At 61.9% G+C, this 22,150-nt stretch carries 24 protein-coding genes; 12 read left to right on the plus strand and 12 right to left on the minus strand.

From position 1 onward, the window contains the following. Positions 1-47: 47 nt before the first annotated feature. Positions 48-1,244 carry a class I SAM-dependent rRNA methyltransferase gene (locus BMX59_RS06245; protein ID WP_092241933.1) on the minus strand — a complete coding sequence of 399 codons (1,197 nt, stop codon included), beginning with the start codon at positions 1,242-1,244 and terminating at the stop codon, positions 48-50. A gap of 277 nt (positions 1,245-1,521) precedes the next feature. On the opposite strand from BMX59_RS06245, the gene BMX59_RS06250 reads away from it, so the two are divergent. Beyond that, entirely contained in the window at positions 1,522-2,334 is an 813-nt protein-coding gene (locus BMX59_RS06250) for an HDOD domain-containing protein (protein ID WP_170856052.1), read from the plus strand. Between the two features lie 21 nt (positions 2,335-2,355). Then, positions 2,356-3,168: a bifunctional DNA-formamidopyrimidine glycosylase/DNA-(apurinic or apyrimidinic site) lyase gene (gene mutM / locus BMX59_RS06255; protein ID WP_093120601.1), complete on the plus strand. Its 813-nt coding sequence runs from the start codon at positions 2,356-2,358 to the stop codon at positions 3,166-3,168. Between the two features lie 122 nt (positions 3,169-3,290). Here the strand turns inward: mutM and BMX59_RS06260 are convergent, their stop codons facing one another. The 5 genes from BMX59_RS06260 to BMX59_RS06280 all read right to left on the minus strand — a co-directional run bounded on the left by BMX59_RS06260 (position 3,291) and on the right by BMX59_RS06280 (position 7,870). Next, positions 3,291-3,542: a YfhL family 4Fe-4S dicluster ferredoxin gene (locus BMX59_RS06260; protein ID WP_003176712.1), complete on the minus strand. Its 252-nt coding sequence runs from the start codon at positions 3,540-3,542 to the stop codon at positions 3,291-3,293. 100 nt (positions 3,543-3,642) lie between these two features. Further along, entirely contained in the window at positions 3,643-4,122 is a 480-nt protein-coding gene (gene coaD, locus BMX59_RS06265; RefSeq protein WP_003176711.1) for a pantetheine-phosphate adenylyltransferase, read from the minus strand. A 114-nt stretch (positions 4,123-4,236) separates the two neighbouring features. Beyond that, positions 4,237-5,832 carry a GMC family oxidoreductase gene (locus BMX59_RS06270; RefSeq protein ID WP_092241939.1) on the minus strand — a complete coding sequence of 532 codons (1,596 nt, stop codon included), beginning with the start codon at positions 5,830-5,832 and terminating at the stop codon, positions 4,237-4,239. Positions 5,833-5,868: 36 nt separating this feature from the next. Next, entirely contained in the window at positions 5,869-6,414 is a 546-nt protein-coding gene (locus BMX59_RS06275) for a twin-arginine translocation pathway signal protein (RefSeq protein WP_092241941.1), read from the minus strand. Between the two features lie 28 nt (positions 6,415-6,442). Further along, positions 6,443-7,870: a coniferyl aldehyde dehydrogenase gene (locus tag BMX59_RS06280; protein ID WP_092241944.1), complete on the minus strand. Its 1,428-nt coding sequence runs from the start codon at positions 7,868-7,870 to the stop codon at positions 6,443-6,445. 146 nt (positions 7,871-8,016) lie between these two features. Here BMX59_RS06280 and BMX59_RS06285 point away from each other — a divergent pair, with 146 nt between their 5' ends. Together BMX59_RS06285 and BMX59_RS06290 are read left to right on the plus strand one after the other, a co-directional pair. Next, the gene (locus tag BMX59_RS06285) at positions 8,017-8,688 is read left to right on the plus strand and encodes a TetR/AcrR family transcriptional regulator (RefSeq protein WP_016976019.1); all 672 of its coding nucleotides are present in this window, start codon (positions 8,017-8,019) and stop codon (positions 8,686-8,688) included. Positions 8,689-8,721: 33 nt separating this feature from the next. Then, entirely contained in the window at positions 8,722-9,576 is an 855-nt protein-coding gene (locus BMX59_RS06290; protein ID WP_093120607.1) for a sulfurtransferase, read from the plus strand. On the opposite strand, the gene BMX59_RS06295 is transcribed toward BMX59_RS06290, so the two are convergent. From BMX59_RS06295 to BMX59_RS06310, 4 genes are all read right to left on the minus strand, one after another. Continuing rightward, complete coding sequence (locus BMX59_RS06295; protein WP_093120610.1) at positions 9,563-10,555, minus strand: hydrolase; 993 nt, start codon at positions 10,553-10,555, stop codon at positions 9,563-9,565. The genes BMX59_RS06290 and BMX59_RS06295 overlap by 14 nt on opposite strands. Positions 10,556-10,771: 216 nt before the next feature. Then, positions 10,772-11,380, minus strand: a complete 609-nt coding sequence (gene rsmD / locus BMX59_RS06300; RefSeq protein ID WP_071490383.1) for a 16S rRNA (guanine(966)-N(2))-methyltransferase RsmD — start codon at positions 11,378-11,380, stop codon at positions 10,772-10,774. Further along, on the minus strand, positions 11,380-12,870 hold the full coding sequence (locus BMX59_RS06305) for a M16 family metallopeptidase (protein WP_092241953.1): 1,491 nt from the start codon (positions 12,868-12,870) through the stop codon (positions 11,380-11,382). The genes rsmD and BMX59_RS06305 overlap by 1 nt, the downstream gene beginning before the upstream one ends. Further along, positions 12,863-14,218: a M16 family metallopeptidase gene (locus tag BMX59_RS06310; protein ID WP_093120613.1), complete on the minus strand. Its 1,356-nt coding sequence runs from the start codon at positions 14,216-14,218 to the stop codon at positions 12,863-12,865. Before BMX59_RS06310 ends, BMX59_RS06305 begins: the two co-directional genes overlap by 8 nt. Positions 14,219-14,449: 231 nt before the next feature. Between BMX59_RS06310 and ftsY the strand changes: the two genes are divergently transcribed. The 4 genes from ftsY to rpoH all read left to right on the plus strand — a co-directional run bounded on the left by ftsY (position 14,450) and on the right by rpoH (position 18,464). Next, positions 14,450-15,790, plus strand: coding sequence for a signal recognition particle-docking protein FtsY (gene ftsY / locus BMX59_RS06315; RefSeq protein WP_093120617.1), 1,341 nt, complete (start codon positions 14,450-14,452; stop codon positions 15,788-15,790). Further along, entirely contained in the window at positions 15,787-16,458 is a 672-nt protein-coding gene (gene ftsE, locus BMX59_RS06320) for a cell division ATP-binding protein FtsE (protein WP_003234627.1), read from the plus strand. The genes ftsY and ftsE overlap by 4 nt, the downstream gene beginning before the upstream one ends. Then, complete coding sequence (gene ftsX, locus BMX59_RS06325; protein ID WP_016976026.1) at positions 16,455-17,480, plus strand: permease-like cell division protein FtsX; 1,026 nt, start codon at positions 16,455-16,457, stop codon at positions 17,478-17,480. The genes ftsE and ftsX overlap by 4 nt, the downstream gene beginning before the upstream one ends. 129 nt (positions 17,481-17,609) lie before the next feature. After that, positions 17,610-18,464, plus strand: coding sequence for an RNA polymerase sigma factor RpoH (rpoH, locus tag BMX59_RS06330; protein WP_003176698.1), 855 nt, complete (start codon positions 17,610-17,612; stop codon positions 18,462-18,464). Positions 18,465-18,655: 191 nt separating this feature from the next. Here the strand turns inward: rpoH and mtgA are convergent, their stop codons facing one another. Next, complete coding sequence (gene mtgA, locus BMX59_RS06335; RefSeq protein ID WP_071490379.1) at positions 18,656-19,378, minus strand: monofunctional biosynthetic peptidoglycan transglycosylase; 723 nt, start codon at positions 19,376-19,378, stop codon at positions 18,656-18,658. Positions 19,379-19,452: 74 nt separating this feature from the next. On the opposite strand from mtgA, the gene BMX59_RS06340 reads away from it, so the two are divergent. The 4 genes from BMX59_RS06340 (at position 19,453) to trmB (ending at position 21,684) form a co-directional block, all read left to right on the plus strand. Continuing rightward, positions 19,453-19,830 (plus strand): DUF423 domain-containing protein, encoded by a 378-nt coding sequence (locus tag BMX59_RS06340; protein WP_093120621.1) that lies wholly within the window; start codon positions 19,453-19,455, stop codon positions 19,828-19,830. A gap of 71 nt (positions 19,831-19,901) precedes the next feature. After that, the gene (gene thiS / locus BMX59_RS06345) at positions 19,902-20,102 is read left to right on the plus strand and encodes a sulfur carrier protein ThiS (protein WP_058426546.1); all 201 of its coding nucleotides are present in this window, start codon (positions 19,902-19,904) and stop codon (positions 20,100-20,102) included. 52 nt (positions 20,103-20,154) lie between these two features. Then, on the plus strand, positions 20,155-20,949 hold the full coding sequence (locus BMX59_RS06350) for a thiazole synthase (RefSeq protein WP_058426547.1): 795 nt from the start codon (positions 20,155-20,157) through the stop codon (positions 20,947-20,949). A 9-nt stretch (positions 20,950-20,958) separates the two neighbouring features. Beyond that, a complete protein-coding gene (gene trmB, locus BMX59_RS06355; RefSeq protein ID WP_058426548.1) occupies positions 20,959-21,684 on the plus strand; it encodes a tRNA (guanosine(46)-N7)-methyltransferase TrmB in 726 nt (241 codons plus the stop codon). Positions 21,685-21,825: 141 nt separating this feature from the next. On the opposite strand, the gene BMX59_RS06360 is transcribed toward trmB, so the two are convergent. Next, a complete protein-coding gene (locus BMX59_RS06360) occupies positions 21,826-22,149 on the minus strand; it encodes a DUF3392 domain-containing protein (RefSeq protein ID WP_058426549.1) in 324 nt (107 codons plus the stop codon). Position 22,150: the final 1 nt, after the last annotated feature.

Raw genomic sequence — 22,150 nt, forward strand, 5'->3', positions numbered from 1 at the left:
TTCCTGAAAGCCTGTAGGAACCCGGAGGCCCCTACAGGCCAGCGGCATCAGCTATTCGGCAACAACCGGCACGTAATGCTCTTGATATACCGCGTCTCGGCAATCGCCGGATGCACCGGATGATCCGGACCCTGGCCACCACGTTCGAGCATCTGGATATTACGGTCCAGGTGACGGGCGCTGGTCAGCAGGATGTTTTGCAGGTCATCTTCCGGCAAGTGCATGGAGCACGACGCGCTGACCAGGATGCCGTCCTTGCTGAGCAGGCGCATGGCTTGCTCGTTGAGGCGGCGGTAGGCGCCTTCGCCGTTCTTCATGTCTTTTTTTCGTTTGATGAAGGCCGGTGGGTCGGCGACGATCACATCGAAGCGTTCTTCGCTGGCTTTCAGTTCTTTCAAGGCTTCAAACACGTCGCCTTCGATGCAGGTCATCTTCTCGGCAAAGCCGTTCAGCGCGGCGTTGCGCTCCACGCCGTCGAGGGCGAAGGCGGAGGCGTCGACGCAGAACACTTCACTGGCGCCGAAGGCCGCAGCCTGCACGCCCCAGCCACCGATGTAGCTGTACAGGTCCAGCACGCGCTTGCCCTTGGCATACGGGGCCAGGCGGGCGCGGTTCATGCGGTGGTCGTAGAACCAGCCGGTTTTCTGGCCCTGGATTACCGGGGCTTCGAACTTCACGCCGTTTTCTTCCAGCGCTACCCACTCCGGCACCAGGCCGAACACGGTTTCGACGTAGCGGTTGAGGCCTTCGGCATCGCGCGCGGCGGAGTCGTTCTTGAACAGGATGCCGCTTGGCTTGAGCACTTGGGTCAAGGCAGCGATCACGTCTTCTTTATGGGCTTCCATGGTCGCCGAGGCGATCTGCACCACCAGGATGTCGCCGAAACGGTCGACCACCAGGCCCGGCAACAGGTCGGAGTCGCCGTAGACCAGGCGGTAGAACGGCTTGTCGAACAGGCGGTCACGCAGGGACAGGGCGACGTTCAGGCGGTGCACCAGCAGCGACTTGTCCAGCTGCAACTTGATGTCGCGCGACAGCAGGCGGGCGCAGATCAGGTTGTTCGGGCTCATGGCCACGATGCCCAGGGTCTTGCCGCCGGCCGCTTCGAGGATGGCCTGGTCACCCGCCTGGAAACCGTGGAGTGGGGTGGCGGCCACGTCGATTTCGTTGCTGTAGACCCACAGGTGGCCGTTGCGCAAACGACGATCGGCGTTGGCTTTGAGACGCAGGCTTGGCAGGGACATGACGTCGCTCCGGAAAAAAGAGCGGGAGTATACCTGTTGCGAAGCGGTTCATGTGGGCGTGGGCTTGCCCGCGATGCAGGCGGCGCGGTGTATCTGACGTACGGCGGTGATGCCATCGGCAGCAAGCCCCCTCCCACATTTAGTCCGGTTTCAATCGGGCATTTGGGTGTCGGTCAGGTTTGCTTAGAGGTTAGAATCGCCGCCTAGCCCAGAGTATGTACTTATGTCCCAAGAGCTTTCCGCCGAACAGATCCAACAGGCCCTGCAGGGCATCAGCGTGCCGCCCCAGCCGCAAATCATGGTGGATTTGCAGATGGAGCAATACATGCCCGATCCGGACCTGGAAGTGATCGCGCGGCTGATCTCCCAGGACCCGGGCCTGTCGGGCGCACTGCTGAAGATCGTCAACTCGTCGTATTACGGCCTGAGCAACAAGATCGCGTCGATCCAGCGCGCAGTGAACCTGTTGGGCAGTCGTTCGATCATCAACCTGATCAACGCGTTGTCGATCAAGGGCGAGATGAGCGACGACACCATCGTCACCCTCAACCGCTTCTGGGACACCGCCCAGGATGTGGCCATGACCTGCCTCACCCTGGCCAAGCGCACCGGCGCCCAGGCGGTGGACGAGGCCTATGCCCTGGGTCTGTTCCATGACTGTGGCGTGCCGCTGATGCTCAAGCGCTTCCCCAACTACATGGCGGTGCTGGAGCAGGCGTATGCCAATGCCGGCCCCGATTGCCGCGTGGTCGACACCGAGAACAACGCGTTCAACACCAACCATGCCGTGGTCGGCTACTACACCGCCAAATCCTGGCGCCTGCCGCAGCATGTGACCGACGCCATCGCCAACCACCACAACGCCTTGGCGATCTTCAGCGATGAGTCGTCGCGCACTCCGCAGCTCAAGAACCTGCTGGCGATCCTGAAAATGGCCGAGCATATCTGCTCGTCCTACCGTGTACTGGGCAGCCAGACGGTGGACCATGAATGGAATACCATCGGCCACCTGGTGCTGGACTACGTGGGGCTGTCGGACTACGACTTCGAGAGTATGAAATTGTCGATCCGCGAACTGGGCGCCCACTGATCCTTCCTTAAAGAGGCACCTATGCCCGAGTTACCAGAAGTCGAAACCACCCGGCGCGGGATTGCGCCGCACCTGGAAGGCCAGCGGGTCAGCCGCGTGGTGGTGCGCGAACGGCGCCTGCGCTGGCCGATTCCGGAAGACCTCGATGTGCGCCTGTCCGGGCAGCGCATCGTGCTGGTGGAGCGGCGGGCCAAGTACCTGTTGATCAATGCCGAAGTGGGCACCTTGATCAGCCACCTCGGCATGTCGGGCAACCTGCGTCTGGTAGAGGCCGGCATGCCGGCGGCCAAGCATGAACATGTGGATATCGAGCTCGAATCCGGCCTGGCCCTGCGCTACACCGATCCTCGGCGTTTTGGCGCGATGCTCTGGAGCCAGGACCCGCACAACCATGAACTGCTGATCCGACTGGGGCCGGAGCCGCTGACCGACCTGTTTGACGGCGAGCGTCTGTTCCAGCTGTCCCGTGGGCGGTCGATGGCGGTGAAGCCGTTCATCATGGACAACGCGGTGGTGGTGGGTGTGGGCAATATCTACGCGACGGAAGCGCTGTTTGCGGCGGGGATCGATCCGCGTCGTGAGGCGGGTGGTATTTCGCGAGCGCGTTATTTGAAGCTGGCGATCGAGATCAAGCGCGTGCTGGCGGCGGCCATCGAGCGTGGCGGCACCACGCTGCGCGACTTTATCGGCGGCGACGGGCAGCCGGGGTATTTCCAGCAGGAACTGTTCGTCTATGGCCGGGGCGGCGAGGCGTGCAAGGCCTGCGGCAGCGAATTGCGCAATGTGGTGCTGGGACAGCGGGCGAGTGTGTTTTGCCCTAAGTGCCAGAGCTGATTGATGGGTGATTGCTGATATTGCCATCGGGGGCAAGCCCCCTCCCACAGTGAAAGTGTTCGCAATCCAAATGTGGGAGGGGGCTTGCCCCCGATGAGGTCATGACAGGCGCTAAAGGTGGGTCAGGCCTTGCCGGTAATCTTGCGGTACTTCTCCATCAGTTGCTCTTGCGTCTCTGGATGGGCTTCATCCAGCGGGATGCAATCCACCGGGCACACTTGCTGGCACTGAGGCTCGTCGTAGTGGCCGACGCACTGGGTGCACAGGTTGGGGTCGATCACGTAGATCTCTTCGCCTTGGGAAATCGCGGCGTTCGGGCACTCGGGTTCGCAGACGTCGCAGTTGATGCAATCGTCGGTGATGATCAGGGACATGGAAACTCCTGCCAGGGCCGTCCGCCAAGGCATCTGAAAACTAATGCGCGCAATTGTGCCGCATTGGCGCCCGCAGTGCGAGCAGGCGCCGATTGGGGGCTTATTTCTTGAAGCGCAGGGTCAGTGCATCCGCCACGGCCGGGTGCACGAACTTGGTGATATCTCCGCCCAAAGCGGCAATTTCACGGACCAACGTCGAGGAAATGAACGAATAGCGTTCCGACGGTGTGAGGAACAGGCTTTCCACGTCCGGCGCCAGTTGGCGGTTCATGTTGGCCAACTGGAACTCGTACTCGAAGTCCGACACTGCACGCAGGCCGCGCAGGAACACATTGGCGTTCTGCTCTTTGGCGAAATGCGCCAACAGTGTGGAAAAGCCCACGACTTCCACATTGGGCAGGTGTTTGGTGACCTCACGCGCCAACTCCACACGCTGTTCCAGGGGAAACAGCGGGTTTTTCTTGGGGCTGGCCGCGACCGCGATGATCACATGGTCGAACAAGCGTGAGGCACGTTCGACCAGATCGCCATGGCCTTTGGTAATCGGGTCGAAGGTACCTGGGTACAACACTCGGTTCATCGCGTCGTCCTGGCGGAGTCCGTTGGGGAACCGGATGGTATCGCAGCCGTCCCGGTCGGGAAAGTCAACTTATGCAGAAGAAAGCACTATAGACACGGCGAATACCGTGTTTTTTCACGCTGTTTTCAGACGTTCGGCCAACGCTGTCGCCAGTTGGGCGGTCAAACCGTACACCGATAATTGTGGGTTGGCCCCAATGCTGGTGGGGAATAGAGAGCCATCGTGGATCGACAGGTTGCGCAACTGATGATGGCGCCCCAGGCTGTCGGCCACTGCATTTTTCGGGTCTTCGCCCATGGCGCAACCGCCCATCACATGGGCGCTGCCCAGGCAGGTGCGATGCAGTTCCAGATTGAGGCCTTCAATCAGCGTGCGCGCTTCGCCCAGGGTTTTTACGTAGCGGGCATCGTGATGCAACGGCTTGACCGACTTGGCGCCCGCCGCGAACTGGATCTCGGCCATGCTGTGGAAGGCACGACGCAAGCCATTCCAGGCGTAGTCCGACACCTGGTAGTCGAGCACCGGCGTGCCATCGCCACGTAGCTCCACGCTGCCGCCCGGGCTGTCGGGGTGGAAGCCGTCGCGCAGCAGTGCCAGCATCGCGTGGGTGTTGGGCAATTGGCTCATGTCCAGGGCGTTCTGGGTGCCGTAACCGCCGAGCAGGGTGCTGGCCAGCGCCGGGTGCAAGGGCGGCGCCTCCAGCTTGTACGACATTTTCCCCGTGGTGCCGTCCTGCCACTGGAAATGGTCGGAATAGATCGACTGCGGCGCGCCGTAGAACGGGTTGATCACCTCGTCGAACAGCCCGGCGGAGAAGTTCACCAAGTGCAGGAATGTGCGTTTGCCCAGCCGCGAGTGCGGGTCGGGCGCGTCCGAGCGCATCAGCAGCGCGGGGCTGTTGATGCCGCCGCCCGAGAGCACGTAATGTTTGGCCTTCACCGTGATCTTGCGTCCGGTAGGCGCCACGCAACGCTCGTCCATCGCCATACATTCCAGGCTACTGATGGTGTCGCCGCTGTATTTGAGGCGCTCGGCGCGGGCCAGGTACAACAGCTCGCCGCCTTTTTCCAGCGTGGACGGGATGGTGGTCACCAGCATCGATTGCTTGGCGTTGACCGGGCAGCCCATCCCGCAATAGCCCAGGTTGAAGCAGCCGCGCACATTGCGCGGGATCACATGCCAGCTGTAACCGAGCTTTTCGCAGCCTTTGCGGATCACATCGTTGTTGGGGTTGGGTGGCAGGGCCCAGGGCGCGATGCCCAGGCGTTGTTCCATCTTTTCGAACCAGGGCGCCATTTCGGCGCTGCTGTGGCCCTTTACGGCGTACTCGCTGGCCCAGTGGGCGAGGGTGGCGTCCGGGGTGCGGAAGCTGGACGTCCAGTTGATCAGCGTAGTGCCGCCCACGGCTCGGCCCTGCAGGATGGTGATAGCGCCGTCCTTGCTCATGCGACCGATGCCCTCCTGGTACAGGCTGGTGTAGGCCTCGTCCTCCAATAGCTTGAAGTCGCTGCTGGTCTTGAGCGGGCCTTCTTCGATCAGCAGCACCTTGTAGCCGGCGGCACTGAGGACTTCGGCAGTGGTGCCGCCGCCGGCACCGCTGCCGATGATCACCACATCGGCTTCCAGGGTCAGGTCGTTATCGAGGGTGGCGCCATTGTGGGTTTTCCAGCCACGGGCCATGCCGTCGCGGAACAGGTCGGGTACGGGCATCAGGGTCGTCTCTTGTTTTTATGGGAGGGCGGCGAATCAAATCTTCGGCGGACCGGGGTAACCGCAATGGGCCCAGGACGCCGGCTGGAAATACCAGGCCATGATCACCAGCTTGAGCAGCGAGCCCTGGCCCATGCGCAGCAGGTTCAGGTAGCTGTTTTCCCAACGGTGCAGGAAGTTGCGGATCTGCTCGCCGCTGGCGTTTTCCCAACTGCCCCAGATTCCGGTCAACGGTCCACGGGTGACGCCCATGCCCAATACGTCGAACAGTTGCTGGGTAAGCTTGAACATCTCCGGCGACAGGTGTTGCAGGCTGAAGTCGAGCTTCTTGAGGGTGTCTTCAATCCCGCTGGCAACTTCCTGGGCGCTGGCCACGCCTTCGAGCAGCACCGGGATGACCGCGCGCAGGAACGGCAAGTCACTGCTGCGCAGCATGGCAAAACCGCTGGCCGGCGTGCTGCTGGAGCAACCGCTGAGGCTGGCGCCCAACCCGGCGGTAGCCAGGAAGGCGCTGGCGCACAGGCCAATCTTCAAGACGCCGCGCCGCGACAGCACGGGTGAATCAGTCAGGCTAGGGTTCATTGTTATTGTTATCCCGTGGGTGGCGGTTTCAGCGAACGAACAGCTTCTGGATCAACGTCTGGATGGCTTTGCCGTAGGGCGGGTAGATCAGCTTCGCCGCGTTAAGGCGCTGTTTCACCAGCACCCCCTTGGCTTTGCTGAACGTCAGGAAGCCTTCATGCCCGTGATAGTGGCCCATACCCGACGGGCCGATGCCGCCAAAGGGCATGTCGTCCTGAGCCACATGCAGCAGCGTGTCGTTCAGGCACACGCCGCCGGAATGGGTTTCGTGGAGCACGCGGTCCTGCTCGCGCTTGTTGTAACCGAAGTAGTACAGGGCCAGTGGGCGAGGGCGTTGGTTGATGTAGGCAAAGGCCTGGTCGATACCGCGATACGGCACGATCGGCAGCACCGGGCCGAAGATCTCGTCCTGCATCACGGTCATGTCATCGCTGACATTCAGCAACAGGCTGTGGGCCATGCGCCGCGCCTGGCCCTGGTCATACAGCGGGATCAGGGTGGCGCCCTTGTCGGTGGCGTCCTTGACGTAGGCATTCAGCCGGGCCAGTTGTCGTTCGTTGATGATGGCGGTGTAGTCCGGATTGTCGGCCAGGGTCGGATAAAATCCGCGAACGGCCTGGGTGTAGGCCTCGACGAAGCCGTCGACGCGGTCTTCCGGCACCAATACATAGTCGGGCGCGACACAGGTTTGGCCGGCGTTCAACGCCTTGCCGAAGGCGATGCGTTCGGCGGCGTCCTTGAGTGGTACATCCGCAGACACGATGGCCGGCGACTTGCCGCCCAACTCGAGGGTGACCGGTGTGAGGTGTTCGGCCGCCGCACGCATCACATGCTTGCCGATGCTGGTGGCGCCGGTGAACAGCAGATGGTCGAAGGGCAGCTTGGAAAACGCCATGCCCACCTCGGCTTCGCCCAGCACTACGCACACCAGGTCTTCGGGGAAGATTTTCGCCAGCAGCACCTTGAGCAAATCGCCAGTGGCGGGGGTGGACTCACTGAGCTTGAGCATCACCCGGTTGCCCGCCGCCAACGCGCCGACCAGCGGACCAATGGCCAGGTACAGCGGGTAATTCCAGGGCACGATCACGCCAACTACGCCCAACGGTTGATAGATGACTTTGGCCGAGGCCGGTTGGAAGGCAATGCCTACAGCTCGCCGGGATGGTTTCATCCAACCCTTGAGGTGTTTGCTGGCATAGTGAATGCCATGCAGGCTGGGCATCAGTTCGGCAAACAGGGTTTCGTCGGCACTGCGGTGGCTGAAGTCCTGGCTGATCGCGTTGATCAGTGCCTGGCGCTCGTCGCTGAGCAGGTCGCGCAGGGCCTTGAGCCATTGCTGGCGCTGCGCGGCCGATGGCATCGGGTTGGCGGCGTAGGCACGACGCTGGGTGTCGAACAGGCGCTGGAGTGAGTCCAGTGCCTGGGAATCTTGCAGGTAGGCAACGTTGGCAGACATGGCGGCGTTCCCGATTGTTATAGGTCTGCCTGGATTTTTAGAGTCATTACTCTAAATTGTCAAATAACATTGCAGCAACATCCGGTTTTATCCGTGCAAGGATAGGCCGTAAGATGCCTTATCACGTGTACAGAAGCTGATCCCCTATGGCACCACGAGTAAAGACCAGCGAGCGCATTGTGCAAACCAGCCTGGAGCTTTTTAACCAGCAGGGCGAGCGCAGTGTGAGCACCAACCACATTGCCGCCCACATGGAAATTTCGCCGGGCAACCTGTACTACCACTTCCCCAACAAGCAGGCGATCATCGCCGTGCTGTTTCGTGAATACGAAGCCCTGGTGGACAGTTTCCTGCGCCCACCCCAAGGCCGCGCCGTCACCGTCGAAGACAAGCGCTTCTACCTGCAGGCCGTGCTGGCCGGTATGTGGCGCTACCGTTTCCTGCACCGCGACCTCGAACACCTGCTGGAAAGCGACCCGGAACTGGCCACCGGCTACCGGCGCTTTTCCCAGCGCTGCCTGACCCAGGGCGGCGCCATTTACCAAGGGTTTGTCGACGCTGGCATCCTCAATATGGACCCTGTGCAAACCGAAGCCCTGACCCTCAATGCCTGGATCATCCTCACCTCCTGGGTGCGCTTTCTGTGCACCACCAATGAAAACTCCGCCCACCTGAGCGCCGAGGCGATCAAGCGCGGGGTGTATCAGGTGCTGGTGCTGGAGGCGGGGTTTGTCACGCCCCAGGCGAAGGAGGCCGTGGATGCGTTGTTCAAAGAATTTTACGTGCCGTTGAATCAGGCATTGGAAGAAGTGAAGTAGGACCTTTCCCGAATCTGTTCATAGGAGTCCGTCATGCCGCTTGCCCAACTGATCAGCCCCCAGCAATTGGCCGAGCGCCAGAAGGCCGGCGGGTTGGTGATCCTCGATTGCCGTTTTGCCCTGGAAGACCCTGACTACGGGCTCTGCAGCTATGCCGAAGGGCATATCGAGGGCGCGCAGTACGCTGACCTGGAACGCCACCTCAGTGGGCCAGTGATCAAGGGCGTGACCGGTCGCCATCCGTTGCCGGCCGCAGATACCTTCGCCGAGCAATTGCGTGCCTGGGGGATCAACGCCGACACCGATATCGTGCTGTATGACGACGGCCCCGGTGCCTATGCCGCACGGGCCTGGTGGTTGTTGGCGTGGCTGGGCAAGCGCGATGGCGTGTTTATTCTGGATGGTGGCCTCAAGGCCTGGCATGCGGCGGGTTTCCCGCTGAGCCTGGACGCGCCGGTGGTTGAGCCGGGCGCCTTCGTTGGTACGCCAGATAATCGCCTGGTGCTGGATGCCGAACACCTGCAAAAACGCCTGGGCCAACCCGGCCTGATCTTGCTCGACGCCCGTGCACAGCCGCGCTTTCGCGGTGAAGTCGAGCCGATCGACCCGGTGGCCGGGCACATCCCTGGGGCGCAGTGCGCGGCGTTCAACGAAAACCTGGGGGCTGACGGCCGCTTCCTGCCGGCAGACCAACTCAAGCAACGCTTCGCCGCCCAACTGCAAGGTCGCTCGCCGGATGAACTGGTGGCGTACTGCGGCTCAGGGGTGACGGCGTGCCACAATCTGTTTGCCCTGAGCCTGGCCGGTTACCCGTTGGGCAAGTTGTATGCAGGGTCGTGGAGCGAGTGGATCACCGATCCGGCACGGGCCATCGCTACCGGCGACTGAGCAACCAGGTCGGAATACGGCGCTCCAGGTAATAACCGGGGCGCTTCAGTGTTCCATCGACAAAACCGACATGCCCGCCCTTGGCCAGCAATTCGAATTCGGTGCAGTCCGACAGCTCACTGGCCTCGGGCAGGCTGTGGGCAAACACAAACGGGTCATCGGCGGCCTGGATGATCAGGGTCGGCGTGCGGATATCGCTCAGGTAATAGCGACTGGAGGCGCGGCGGTAATAGTCCTCGGCGTTCAGGAAACCGTGCAGCGGCGCGGTGACCCGGCCGTCGAAGTCCCAGAACGTGCGCATCTTGTCCAATGAGCCCAGGGCCTCAAGCGTCTTCAACCCCTCCGCACGACCATCCTCTAGAAAGCGCCGTTGCTTGACGCGGATATAGGCCAGCATTTCCCGCATGAAATGCTTCTGATAAACCCGCGAGAATCCCAGGCCGATGCGATCCGCGCACTGGTCCAGGCGAAACGGCACCGATACCGCCGCCGCGCCTTGCAGCCCTGATGCTTCGCCGGTTTCGCCCAAATGCTTGAGCAGCACATTGCCGCCCAGTGAATAACCCACCGCATACAGCGGCGCCAGCGGTCGCTTGGCGCGCAGATGGGCAATCGCCGCGGCCAGGTCTTCGCTGGCGCCGGAGTGATAGCTGCGCGCCAACAGGTTTGGTTCGCCCGAGCAGCCACGCCAATTCAGCGCCGCGCTGGCCCAGCCTTGCGCAGCCAGGGCTTTTTGCAGACCGGCCACGTAGGGCGAATTGGAGGAACCGGTCAACCCATGCAGCACCAGCACCAACGGTGCTTGCGCGTCATGGGGGCCATGCCAATCGAGGTCGAGGAAGTCGCCGTCTTCCAGCCACAGGCGTTCGCGTTGGCGTTCGATGTGGGTGGTAGGGCGCCACAGCGGCCCCCACAGTGTTTGCAGGTGGGGGTTGCCGAGGCCGAAGGCGGGGGTGAACAGGTCGGAAGAAGGGGTCATGACTCTCTCTGCTGCGGATGCATTCAACCGCATTCAACTGTGGCGAGCGGGCTTGCCCCGCGTTGGGCTGCGAAGCGGCCCCAAAACCAGTAATGATGTTCTAACTGAGCAATCGCGGTGTTCTTGGTGGGGCTGCTGCGCAGCCCAACGCGGGGCAAGCCCGCTCGCCACAACAAGCCCGCTCACTACAGAAAGCCCGCTCGCCACAAACAGAGGTCAGGCGGCGCTGCGTTGCCACAACGCGTAATACACCCGTCCGGACTTCTGTTCCCGGTGCAGGCGCCAGGTGGCCGGCAAGCCCAGGGTAGAAGGGGCGGTCTCGCTTTCAGTGTAGATCCACGAATCCGCTGCCAGCCATTGGCGATCTTCCAGCAATGCGCACACGGTTGGCAGCAAGTTCTGGTTGAACGGCGGGTCGAGGAACACCACGTCGAACTCGCTGGCCGGCTGGGTTTCCAGGTAGCGCAGGGCGTCGGCGGTTTGCACCTGGCCGGTGGTGCAGCGCAGGGTGCCCAGGTGTTCCTTGAGGCTGGACACCGCCACGTTGCTGGCGTCCAGCGCCTGACCCAGGGCGGCGCCACGGGACAGCGCCTCCAGGAACAGCGCACCACTGCCAGCGAACGGGTCCAATACCTTGGCGCCTGCAATGTATGGAGCCAGCCAGTTGAACAGGGTTTCACGCACGCGGTCAGGCGTCGGGCGCAGGCCTACGACGTCGGGGAAGCTCAGCTTGCGGCTGCGCCATTCGCCGCCAATGATGCGCAGCTGGCCCACACCGTTATGCACGTTGTGGACAGGTTTTTTCGGGCGAGATGAACTGGCCATTAATGCTCCGGAACCCCGAGCGGCTGCTCGGCGGGTTTATCAGTGGGGGGCGGTAGTGGCTTTTGCGCAATCGTCGGGCCGGCGGTCACGATGACCATCTTGTCGGCGCTCAAGTGTTTATTCATTGCAGCCTTGACCTGCTCTACGGTCAGGGCCTGGGATTGTTTCATGAAATCTGCCAGATAGGTCAGCGGCAGGTTGTAGAAACCCATCGCGCCCAACTGCCCCGCGATATCGGCGTTGCTGGCGGTCGACAGCGGGAAACTGCCGGCCAGCTCGCGCTTGGCGTCATCCAGTTCTTTTTGCGTCGGGCCGGTCTTGAGGTAGTCGGCCACCACGTCCTCGACCAGGCGCAGGGTGCCGCCGCTCATTTCGGCGCGGGTCTGCAGATTGATCATGAACGGGCCACGCACCTGCATCGGTGAGAAACCGGAGTACACGCCGTAGGTCAAACCACGTTTTTCACGCACTTCGCTCATCAAGCGAGTGCCGAAACCGCCACCGCCGAGGATCTGGTTACCCAGGGACAAGGCTGCGTAGTCCGGGTCGGCACGGTCGATGCCCAGTTGCGCGAACAGCAAGTGAGTCTGTTTGGACGGGAACTCGATACGAGTCAGGCCCGGTGTGGGTTCGGTCGGCTGAGCAATTTTTGGCAGCGCCGGGCCCTTGGGCAGCGATGCAGAAACCTTGGCCGTCATGGCTTCGGCTTCGGCGCGGGTCAGATCGCCCACCACCGCAATCACCGCGTTGCCTGCTGCGTAAGCCTTGGCGTGGAACGCCTGCAACTGCGCGATGGTGATCTTTGGCACGCTCTCGGGCGTGCCTTCGCTCGGGTGCGCGTAAGGGTGATCGCCGTACAGGCGCTTGAACAGTTCAAGGCTGGCCAGCTTGCCGGGGTTCTGCTTCTGGTACTCGAAGCCGGCGAGGATCTGGTTCTTGATCCGGGCCAGGGAGTCGGCCGGGAAGGTCGGTTTGCCGATCACCTGGTCAAACAGGCTCAGGGCGGCGTCGCGTTTGCTACTGTCGCTGAGGCTGCGCAGGGACACCAGCGCCATGTCGCGGTACGCACCATTGCCAAAGTCCGCGCCCAGACCTTCGAAATCACGGGCGATCTGGCTCACATCCTTGCCCGGTACGCCTTCGTTGAGCATGGCGTTGGTCATCAGCGCCAGGCCGGGTACGTTGCCGTCCTGGCTGCTGCCGGCGGCGAACAGGATGCGCATGTCAAACATCGGCAGTTCATGGGCTTCGACGAACAGCACCTTGGTGCCTTCGGCGGTGGTCCAGGTCTGTACGTCGAGCTTGCGGTTGGTCGGCGCCTTGTCGTCCAGTTCCGCCAGGGATTGCAGCTTGCTGCTCGATTGGGCTTTTTCCAGTGCCTGGCTGGCGACGGACTCGCTCGGACGCAGGAAATACACGGCGCTCGCCGCAATCAGGGTGACGACGATCAGGCCGGGGAAGATCAGGCGGCTGCTTTTGCGATCACTCATGAGCGGTCTCCTCAGGCAAAACATGGGCGACGCTCAGACGTTCGCGGGTGAAGTAGGTGCGCGCGGCTTTCTGGATATCTTCCGGGGTCACGCTTTGCAGGTCGGCGAGCTCCGTGTCCATCAGTTTCCAGGACAGGCCGACAGTCTCCAGGGAGCCGATGGCCGTGGCCTGGCTGGTGATGGAGTCACGCTGGTAGACCAGGCCGGCAATGACCTGGGCGCGGATGCGTTCCAGTTCTTCGGCGGTCGGCGGCTTGGCCTTCAACTCTTCCAGCAGGCGCCACAGGCCGGCTTCTGCCTGGGCGACGGTTTTCTTCTTCTGCTGATTCGGCGTGGCGCTCAGCATGAACAGGGTATCGCCACGGGTGTAGGCGTCGTAGTTGGTGGACGCAGCGGAAACCAGCTCTTCGCCACGTTCCAACTGTTCGGAGATGCGGGCGCTGTAGCCGCCGTCCAGCAAGGCCGAGATCAGGCGCAGGGCCTGTACCGAACGCTTGTCTTCGGCGGTGGCCAGGCCTGGCACGTTGAAGCCCAGCATTACGCTCGGTAGTTGGGTTTTCACATGCAGCGTCAGCAGGCGCTCGCCGGGCTCGGCCAGTTCCATCGGGATCTTGGCCGGTGGTACGTCACGCTTGGGGATCGGGCCGAAGTAGCGCTGGGCCAGGTTTTTGACCTCGTCCGGGGTGACGTCGCCGACCACCACCAGGGTGGCATTGTTCGGGACATACCAGGATTGGTACCAGTGGCGCAGCTCTTCGACTTTCATGCGGTCCAGGTCGGCCATCCAGCCGATGGTCGGCGTGTGGTAGCCGCTTGCCGGGAATGCCATGGCCTTGAAGCGCTCGTAGGCCTTGGACATCGGGTTGTCGTCGGTGCGCAGGCGGCGCTCTTCCTTGATCACCTCGATCTCGCGGCTGAACTCGTCGGCCGGCAGGCGCAGGCTGGCCATGCGGTCGGCTTCCAGCTCGAAGGCGACGCCCAGGCGGTCGCGGGCCAGCACCTGGTAGTAAGCGGTGTAGTCATCGCTGGTGAAGGCGTTCTCTTCGGCGCCCAGGTCGCGCAGGATCAGCGAGGCTTCGCCGGGGCCGACCTTGGCGCTGCCCTTGAACATCATGTGTTCCAGGGCGTGGGACAAACCGGTCTGGCCCGGGGTTTCGTAGCTCGAACCGACCTTGTACCAGACCTGGGAAACCACCACCGGGGCGCGATGATCTTCGCGCACGACCACCTTGAGGCCGTTGTCCAGGGTGAATTCATGGGTGGGTTGTGTGTCGGCAGCCAAGGCTGAAAGAGGCAGACAAACTGTGCTGAACAGCAGGCCTGCGGCGCGGCGGGCTAGAGCATTCATTCGTTTTTAAACCTGTTGGGCTGCCCGCTTGGTCTTAGCGTCGGCGGGCGAGGAGGTGCTAGGATACTGATCCGACTGAGGGACGGCCACTGCGGCCGTCTTGTTGAGGCCCTATTTTGGCCTTCAAAATGTTGCGCATGAACGAGCTGGCTAAAAAACAGTCTGTTACGCATCGAATTTTATTTACCGGCGCGCCCCTTGGCGCGTCGCTACCTTGAGATAGCCGTCTCCATGTTTGGTTCCAACGACGACAAGAAGACCCCAGCCGCGGCTGGCGAGAAGAAAGGCCTGTTCGGATGGCTGCGCAAAAAACCGCAGGAAACCGTCGACGAACACCCGCCGGTTCAACCTGAACCTATCCCTGAGCCAACAGTAGAAGCCGAACCGGTTGCCGAAACCCCGGCGCCGGTGGTATTGCCGATGGCCGAGCCGGTGTTGCAGCCGGTCGTCGAGGCTGTCCCGGAACCCGAGCCGGAACCCGAGCACAAACCGTGGCCGGAACTGCCGGTGGCTGAAGAGCCCGTGGCGCTGGTCGAAGATGTGCAGGCTGAGCACATCGCCCCGCCGATTCCGGCTGTGGCCGAGGTGGCAGTGCCTGCTGTTGTCGAGCCGGAGCCCGTCGTCGCACCTGTCGAAACCAGCAAGACCGGCTTCTTCGCCCGTCTCAAGCAAGGTCTGAGCAAGACCAGCGCCAGCATTGGCGAAGGCATGGCCAGCCTGTTCCTGGGCAAGAAGGTCATCGATGACGAACTGCTGGAAGACATCGAAACCCGCCTGCTCACCGCCGACGTGGGCGTCGAAGCCACTGCCGTGATCATCCAGAGCCTCACCCAGAAGGTCGCGCGCAAACAGCTGACCGACGCCGACGCGTTGTACAAATCCCTGCAGGCCGAGCTGGCCGCGATGCTCAAGCCGGTGGAAGCGCCGCTGGTGATCACCCCGAAAAAACCTTTCGTGATCCTGGTGGTGGGCGTCAACGGCGCCGGCAAGACCACCACTATCGGCAAGCTGGCCAAGAAGCTGCAGTCCGAAGGCAAGAAAGTCATGCTGGCAGCCGGCGATACCTTCCGTGCCGCCGCGGTTGAACAACTGCAGGTGTGGGGCGAGCGCAACAAGATCCCGGTCATCGCCCAGCACACCGGCGCCGATTCCGCCTCGGTGATCTTCGATGCCGTGCAAGCCGCCAAGGCCCGTAACATCGACGTGCTGATCGCCGATACCGCCGGTCGCCTGCACACCAAAGACAATTTGATGGAAGAGCTGAAAAAGGTTCGCCGTGTGATCGGCAAGCTCGACGCAGACGCGCCGCACGAGGTTCTGCTGGTACTGGACGCTGGCACCGGCCAGAACGCCATCAGCCAGGCCAAGCAATTCAACCAGACGGTACAACTGACCGGCCTGGCATTGACTAAGCTCGACGGCACGGCCAAGGGCGGCGTGATCTTCGCCCTGGCCAAGCAGTTCGGGTTGCCGATTCGTTATATCGGCGTCGGTGAAGGCATCGACGACCTGCGCACCTTTGAAGCCGAACCCTTTGTACAGGCACTGTTTGCCGAGCGGGAGCGTTCATGATTCGATTCGAACAGGTCGGTAAACGCTATGCGAACGGGCATGTCGGCTTGCATGAGCTGAGCTTTCGAGTGCGTCGCGGCGAGTTTCTATTTGTAACCGGTCACTCCGGCGCAGGCAAAAGTACGTTGTTGCGCCTGCTGCTGGCCATGGAGCGTCCGACCACCGGTAAGTTGCTGTTGGCGGGCCAGGACCTGGCCACCATCAGTAACGCGCAGATTCCGTTCCTGCGCCGCCAGATCGGCGTGGTGTTCCAGAATCACCAGTTGCTGTTCGATCGCACCGTGTTCAACAACGTGGCGCTGCCGTTGCAGATCCTCGGGCTGTCCAAGGCCGAGATCGTCAAGCGCGTGGACTCGGCCCTGGAGCGCGTGGCGCTGTCGGACAAGACCGATCTCTACCCTGGCGACCTGTCCACCGGCCAGCAACAGCGCGTCGGTATCGCTCGCGCTATCGTCCACCGCCCGGCCCTGCTGCTGGCGGACGAACCCACCGGTAACCTCGACCCGCGCCTGGCGGCCGAGATCATGGGCGTATTCGAAGACATCAACCGCCTGGGCACCAGCGTGCTGATCGCCAGTCACGACCTGGCACTGATCGCGCGCATGCGCCATCGCATGCTCACTCTGCAACGCGGCCGCCTGATCGGTGACGGGGAGGCCGGCGTATGAGTGCAACACGCAGCCCTAAAGTCTCCGAGCGCGTGGCGCCGAAACCGGCCGACCCGCAACCGCCGAAGAAAAAACACGACCACGATGACGACGGCCCGGACTTCAGCACCTTGCTGCGCGCCTGGATCGAAAGCCATCGCGCCAGCCTGGTCGACAGCCTGCGCCGCCTGGGCAAGCAGCCGATCGGCAGCTTTTTCACCTGCCTGGTGATGGCAGTGGCCCTGAGCCTGCCGATGGGCCTGTCGCTCCTGCTTAATAACGTGGAGCGCCTGGGCGGTTCCTGGCAGCGCGCAGCGCAGATTTCGCTGTACCTGAATATCGACGCCAGTGCCAAAGATGGCGAAGCGTTACGCGACGACATCAAGAACATCCCCGGCGTGGCGGATGCCGAGTACATCAGTCGCGATCAGGCGCTGGAAGAGTTCCAGCAACAATCCGGCCTGGGCGAGGCGCTCAAGGAGCTGCCACAGAACCCGCTGCCGGGCGTGGTCCTGGTGACGCCGAACGAAGTCGACAAGCCGGCGCTGGAAGCCCTGCGACAAAAACTCGCAGAGATGCCCAAGGTGCAACAAGCGCAACTTGATCTAGTCTGGGTAGAGCGCCTGGCCGCGATCCTCAAGCTGGGCGACCGCTTTGTGTTCGGTCTGACAGTGCTGTTGGTGTCTGCATTACTTTTGGTGATAGGTAATACCATTCGTCTTCATATTGAAAACCGTCGCACCGAGATAGAAGTGATTAAACTGGTCGGCGGCACGGACAGCTATGTGCGTCGGCCTTTTCTGTACATGGGCGCGCTTTATGGCTTTGGTGCCGGGATTTTGTCCTGGGGCGTGCTGGCTTTTGGCCTGGACTGGCTGAACGACGCGGTTGTCGGGCTTGCCGGACTCTACGGCAGTGATTTCGCCCTGGCTGGCGTGCCGGTAGCCGATGGTCTGAGTCTCTTGCTTGGCGCGGTATTGTTGGGGTATATCGGTGCTTGGATTGCGGTCGCTCGTCATTTACGTGAGCTGGCACCTAAGTAGTTAATGTCAGATTAATGTGGTTTCGTTTGTATTGACCGTATTGGTGGTTTAGGGAACTTGTCCTACGGTTCCCGGTCAATTTTCGCAGTGCTTCACTGCACGAGTTATGTGAGTCGGAGGTTTTTTCGTATGACCACTTCTTTGCAACCTGCTTATGCCTTGGTCCCGGGTGCGAACCTGGAAGCCTATGTGCACACGGTCAACAGCATTCCATTGCTGACGCCCGAGCAGGAGCGTGAACTGGCCGAGAGTCTCTACTATGAGCAGGATTTGGGGGCGGCTCGGCAGATGGTGCTCGCCCACCTGCGTTTTGTCGTACATATCGCCCGTAGCTATAGCGGCTACGGCCTAGCTCAGGCTGACCTGATCCAGGAAGGCAACGTCGGCCTGATGAAGGCTGTAAAGCGCTTCAACCCCGAGATGGGTGTGCGCCTGGTATCGTTTGCCGTGCACTGGATCAAGGCGGAAATCCACGAGTTCATCCTGCGCAACTGGCGCATCGTGAAAGTCGCGACCACCAAGGCCCAGCGCAAACTGTTCTTCAACCTGCGCAGCCAGAAAAAACGCCTGGCGTGGCTGAACAACGAGGAAGTCCACCGCGTGGCCGAAAGCCTTGGTGTGGAACCGCGTGAAGTGCGCGAGATGGAAAGCCGCCTGACCGGCCACGACATGGCCTTCGACCCCGCTGCTGAAGCGGACGACGACAGTGCCTTCCAATCGCCGGCCAACTACCTGGAAGACCACCGTTACGACCCGGCGCGTCAACTGGAGGATGCGGATTGGAGCGACAACTCCAACCACAACCTGCACGAAGCGCTGGAAGTGCTGGACGACCGCAGCCGTGACATCCTCTACCAGCGCTGGCTGGCAGAAGAAAAAGCCACGCTGCACGACCTGGCGCAGAAGTACAACGTGTCGGCCGAGCGGATTCGTCAGCTTGAGAAAAGCGCGATGAACAAGCTTAAGTTGTCGATCGCCGCCTAAAACGCTGCGAAAAGAAAAAAATGCCCCGATCGGAAGATCGGGGCATTTTTGTTTGTGCTCAAAGAGTTTCAGGTCAACTCAATTTAATGTGGGAGCTGGCTTGCCTGCGATGAGGCCGTGTCAGCCAAAACAACTGTTGACCGACCCACCGCTATCGCAGGCAAGCCAGCTCCCACAGGAACCGCGGGGTGTCAGTCGGACCAGGGTGCTTTGCGTGAGTTGTTCAGCTCAACCAGATACCCATCCCCACCCAACTGGCTCATCTGCTGGCGAATCCAAGCCGCTCGCCTCGCCACATACGCCGTCGGGTGACTGGCACTCCACACCCTCGGGTTAGGCAGTACAGCAGCCAAATAGCTGGCCTGCTGTCGCGATAACCCCTTGGCACTCACCCCAAAGTGATGCCGCGCCGCCGCTTCCGCGCCGAACACGCCTTCATCCCACTCAACACTGTTGAGATACACCTCAAGAATCCGCTGCTTGGGCCACAACACCTCGATCAACCCGGTAAACCAGGCTTCCAGGCCTTTGCGCAAATAGCTGCGGCCGGCCCACAGGAACAGGTTCTTCGACACCTGCTGGCTCAACGTACTGGCACCGCGAATCGAGCCGCCGCGCTCGTTGTGCAGGATCGCCGCCTGGATCGCACCGAAATCAAAGCCCCAATGCTGCGGGAAGCGCTGGTCTTCACCGGCCATCACCGCCACTTTGAGGTCATCGGAGATCTCGTCCCACGGCACCCAGGTGCGCTGCAGGTCAATGGGTTCGCCGTCGAACCAGGATTCGACCTTGCGCTCCACCATCAGCGCGGTGAAGGGCGGCGGGACGACACGAAATAGCAGCACCAGCAGCACACTGCCGATGGCAAACCATTTGACGACGTTGAGAAAGCGTTTGAAGAGGAGACGCAGCATAGAGATGGCTTGGCCGAACCCGTTGAGCGGGCCATTATACAGACCCGGCCCTTTGAGTCTGACTGGAGTTCCTCATGCTGCGTGGCTTTCTGATGTTGGCTGCCTTTTTCGGCTTCACCGGTGTCGCCCTTGGGGCCTTCGCCGCCCACGGCCTGAAAAATCGCCTGAGCGCCGAGTACCTCGCAATTTTCCACACCGGCGTGACCTACCAACTGGTGCACACCCTGGCGCTGTTCGGCGTGGCGCTGCTGGCGGCGCACATCCCCGGCCGGTTGGTCAACTGGGCGGGCATCTCGTTTACCGTTGGCATCCTGCTGTTCTCCGGCAGCCTGTATGTGCTGACCCTGACCGGCATCAGCAAGCTCGGGATCATCACGCCGTTTGGCGGCCTGGCCTTCCTGCTTGGCTGGTTCTTCCTGGGCCTGGCGGCGTGGCGCTTGCAGGCAGCCTGACCAAGGGACTTGGGCCGGCAACCTCAATCGGGCTAGAATGCCGACCCCTAAAAACGATGGCGGCCCGTGGCATGCGCATTCAGTTGAACGGCGAATCCTTTGAACTGCCCGACGGTGAAACCGTTGCGGCCCTGCTGACCCGACTGGACCTGACCGGGCGGCGCGTCGCAGTGGAACTCAACCTGGATATCGTCCCGCGTAGCCTGCACGCCGAGACCGCACTCGCCGAAGGCGACCAGGTCGAAGTGGTCCACGCCATCGGCGGCGGCTGATCGCGCAGTTTCCTGAATTCTGCAGAACCTCACCCCATTCCGAGGATTTCCCATGAGCATCGTTCGTAGCGACAAGCCTTTCGTCCTGGCCGGCCGTACCTACCAGTCCCGCCTGCTGGTCGGCACCGGCAAGTACCGCGACATGGAAGAAACCCGCCTGGCCATCGAAGCCTCGGGTGCCGAGATCGTCACCTTCGCCGTGCGCCGCACCAACCTCGGCCAGATCGAGGGCGAGCCGAACCTGCTTGAAGTGCTGTCGCCGGATCGCTACACCTTCTTGCCGAACACCGCCGGTTGCTACGATGCCATCGAGGCCGTGCGCACCTGCCGCCTGGCCCGTGAGCTGCTCGACGGCCACAACCTGGTGAAGCTGGAAGTGCTGGCCGACCAGAAAACCCTGTTCCCCAACGTGATCGAAACCCTCAAGGCCGCCGAAACCCTGGTCAAGGAAGGTTTCGACGTGATGGTCTACACCAGCGATGACCCGATCATCGCGCGCCAACTGGCGGAAATCGGCTGCATCGCGGTGATGCCACTGGCCGGCCTGATCGGTTCCGGCCTGGGTATCTGCAATCCGTACAACCTGCAGATCATCCTCGAAGAAGCCAAGATCCCGGTGTTGGTGGATGCAGGCGTGGGCACGGCCTCCGACGCAACCATCGCCATGGAACTGGGCTGTGACGCGGTGCTGATGAACTCGGCCATCGCCCACGCCCAGCAACCGATCCTGATGGCCGAAGCCATGAACCACGCCATCGTCGCGGGCCGACTGGCCTACCTCGCCGGCCGCATGCCGAAAAAACTCTACGCCAGCGCCTCCTCGCCGCTGGATGGTCTGATCAAGTAAGAGCCATTGATGACTGAATCAAACGAAACGCCGAACACCCTGGAAGCAGGCGACGAGTCCAAGCACCGCCGCATCAAGAGTTTTGTGATGCGCGCCGGTCGCATGACCGAAGGCCAGCAAAAGGGCCTGGAGCAAGGCACGCCGCTGTTCGTGTTGCCATTGGCCGACGCGCCGGTGGACTACGACCAGGTGTTCGGCCGTTCGGCCCCGCGTTCCCTGGAAATCGGCTTCGGCATGGGCCACTCCCTGCTGGAAATGGCCGCCGCTGCGCCGGACCAGGACTTCATTGGCGTGGAAGTCCACCGCCCAGGTGTCGGCGCGCTGCTCAACGGCGTGTTGACCCAAGGCCTGACGAACCTGCGGGTCTATGACTGCGACGCGATCGAAGTGCTCAACCGCTGCATCGCCGACAACAGCCTCGACCGCCTGATGCTGTTCTTCCCGGACCCATGGCACAAAGCCCGTCACCACAAGCGCCGCATCGTCCAGGCCTCCTTTGCGGAGCTGGTGCGCAGCAAGCTGAAAGTGGGCGGCATCCTGCACATGGCCACCGACTGGGAACCCTACGCGGAGTACATGCTGGAGGTGATGAACGTCGCCCCCGGCTACCGCAACCTGGCTGAAGACGGCAAATGCGTGCCACGCCCGGCCGAGCGGCCGATCACCAAGTTCGAGCGTCGTGGGGAGCGGTTGGGGCATGGGGTGTGGGATTTGAAGTTCGAGAAGTTGGCGTAACCGGCCCCTGGCTTCAAATGCAATCAAATGTGGGAGGGGGCTTGCCCCCGATAGCGGTGGATCAGTCAGCTTATCTGTAGCTGACCCACTGCAATCGGGGGCAAGCCCCCTCCCACATTTGTTTTTGCAGTGTGCTATGGATCAGCGGCGGTCTGCGACTACGCCGATCAGTACCAGTACCACGATCAACACCGGCGCCAGGCTATAGTTATTGAACTGGCTCAACCCCCGCACAATCCACGGCGTGGCATAGATCAGCGCCGCGCCGCTGCCGATCATGCACACCAGCGCCATCAACGGCACGCGCAACGCACCCGCGATGCTGCCCAGGCGTGCTTCGATCCAGCCCTTGATATCGGCGCCGAACAGCACCAGCAGGCAGCCCACGAGGGCCAGGGAGATTTCCGACAGGTTGCTGCGGCTCCAGCGGGATACGGTGGCGAGCAGGTCGAGTACCAAATCCATT

This window comes from Pseudomonas sp. NFR09 (genome assembly GCF_900111535.1).
GTDB classification, from domain to species: Bacteria; Pseudomonadota; Gammaproteobacteria; order Pseudomonadales; family Pseudomonadaceae; genus Aquipseudomonas; species Aquipseudomonas extremorientalis.

Excerpts from the sequence above, each read along its gene's own strand:
- thiS (WP_058426546.1), top strand. The coding sequence starts at position 19,902 with ATGCGCATTCAGTTGAACGGCGAATCCTTTGAACTGCCCGACGGTGAA.
- BMX59_RS06260 (WP_003176712.1), bottom strand. The coding sequence starts at position 3,542 with ATGTCCCTGATCATCACCGACGATTGCATCAACTGCGACGTCTGCGAA.
- BMX59_RS06270 (WP_092241939.1), bottom strand. The coding sequence starts at position 5,832 with ATGCCCGTACCCGACCTGTTCCGCGACGGCATGGCCCGTGGCTGGAAA.
- trmB (WP_058426548.1), top strand. The coding sequence starts at position 20,959 with ATGACTGAATCAAACGAAACGCCGAACACCCTGGAAGCAGGCGACGAG.
- coaD (WP_003176711.1), bottom strand. The coding sequence starts at position 4,122 with ATGAACCGAGTGTTGTACCCAGGTACCTTCGACCCGATTACCAAAGGC.
- ftsY (WP_093120617.1), top strand. The coding sequence starts at position 14,450 with ATGTTTGGTTCCAACGACGACAAGAAGACCCCAGCCGCGGCTGGCGAG.
- BMX59_RS06310 (WP_093120613.1), bottom strand. The coding sequence starts at position 14,218 with ATGAATGCTCTAGCCCGCCGCGCCGCAGGCCTGCTGTTCAGCACAGTT.
- rpoH (WP_003176698.1), top strand. The coding sequence starts at position 17,610 with ATGACCACTTCTTTGCAACCTGCTTATGCCTTGGTCCCGGGTGCGAAC.
- BMX59_RS06290 (WP_093120607.1), top strand. The coding sequence starts at position 8,722 with ATGCCGCTTGCCCAACTGATCAGCCCCCAGCAATTGGCCGAGCGCCAG.
- rsmD (WP_071490383.1), bottom strand. The coding sequence starts at position 11,380 with ATGGCCAGTTCATCTCGCCCGAAAAAACCTGTCCACAACGTGCATAAC.
- BMX59_RS06340 (WP_093120621.1), top strand. The coding sequence starts at position 19,453 with ATGCTGCGTGGCTTTCTGATGTTGGCTGCCTTTTTCGGCTTCACCGGT.
- BMX59_RS06245 (WP_092241933.1), bottom strand. The coding sequence starts at position 1,244 with ATGTCCCTGCCAAGCCTGCGTCTCAAAGCCAACGCCGATCGTCGTTTG.
- BMX59_RS06285 (WP_016976019.1), top strand. The coding sequence starts at position 8,017 with ATGGCACCACGAGTAAAGACCAGCGAGCGCATTGTGCAAACCAGCCTG.
- ftsE (WP_003234627.1), top strand. The coding sequence starts at position 15,787 with ATGATTCGATTCGAACAGGTCGGTAAACGCTATGCGAACGGGCATGTC.
- mutM (WP_093120601.1), top strand. The coding sequence starts at position 2,356 with ATGCCCGAGTTACCAGAAGTCGAAACCACCCGGCGCGGGATTGCGCCG.
- ftsX (WP_016976026.1), top strand. The coding sequence starts at position 16,455 with ATGAGTGCAACACGCAGCCCTAAAGTCTCCGAGCGCGTGGCGCCGAAA.
- BMX59_RS06275 (WP_092241941.1), bottom strand. The coding sequence starts at position 6,414 with ATGAACCCTAGCCTGACTGATTCACCCGTGCTGTCGCGGCGCGGCGTC.
- BMX59_RS06280 (WP_092241944.1), bottom strand. The coding sequence starts at position 7,870 with ATGTCTGCCAACGTTGCCTACCTGCAAGATTCCCAGGCACTGGACTCA.
- BMX59_RS06360 (WP_058426549.1), bottom strand. The coding sequence starts at position 22,149 with ATGGATTTGGTACTCGACCTGCTCGCCACCGTATCCCGCTGGAGCCGC.
- BMX59_RS06350 (WP_058426547.1), top strand. The coding sequence starts at position 20,155 with ATGAGCATCGTTCGTAGCGACAAGCCTTTCGTCCTGGCCGGCCGTACC.
- mtgA (WP_071490379.1), bottom strand. The coding sequence starts at position 19,378 with ATGCTGCGTCTCCTCTTCAAACGCTTTCTCAACGTCGTCAAATGGTTT.
- BMX59_RS06295 (WP_093120610.1), bottom strand. The coding sequence starts at position 10,555 with ATGACCCCTTCTTCCGACCTGTTCACCCCCGCCTTCGGCCTCGGCAAC.
- BMX59_RS06305 (WP_092241953.1), bottom strand. The coding sequence starts at position 12,870 with ATGAGTGATCGCAAAAGCAGCCGCCTGATCTTCCCCGGCCTGATCGTC.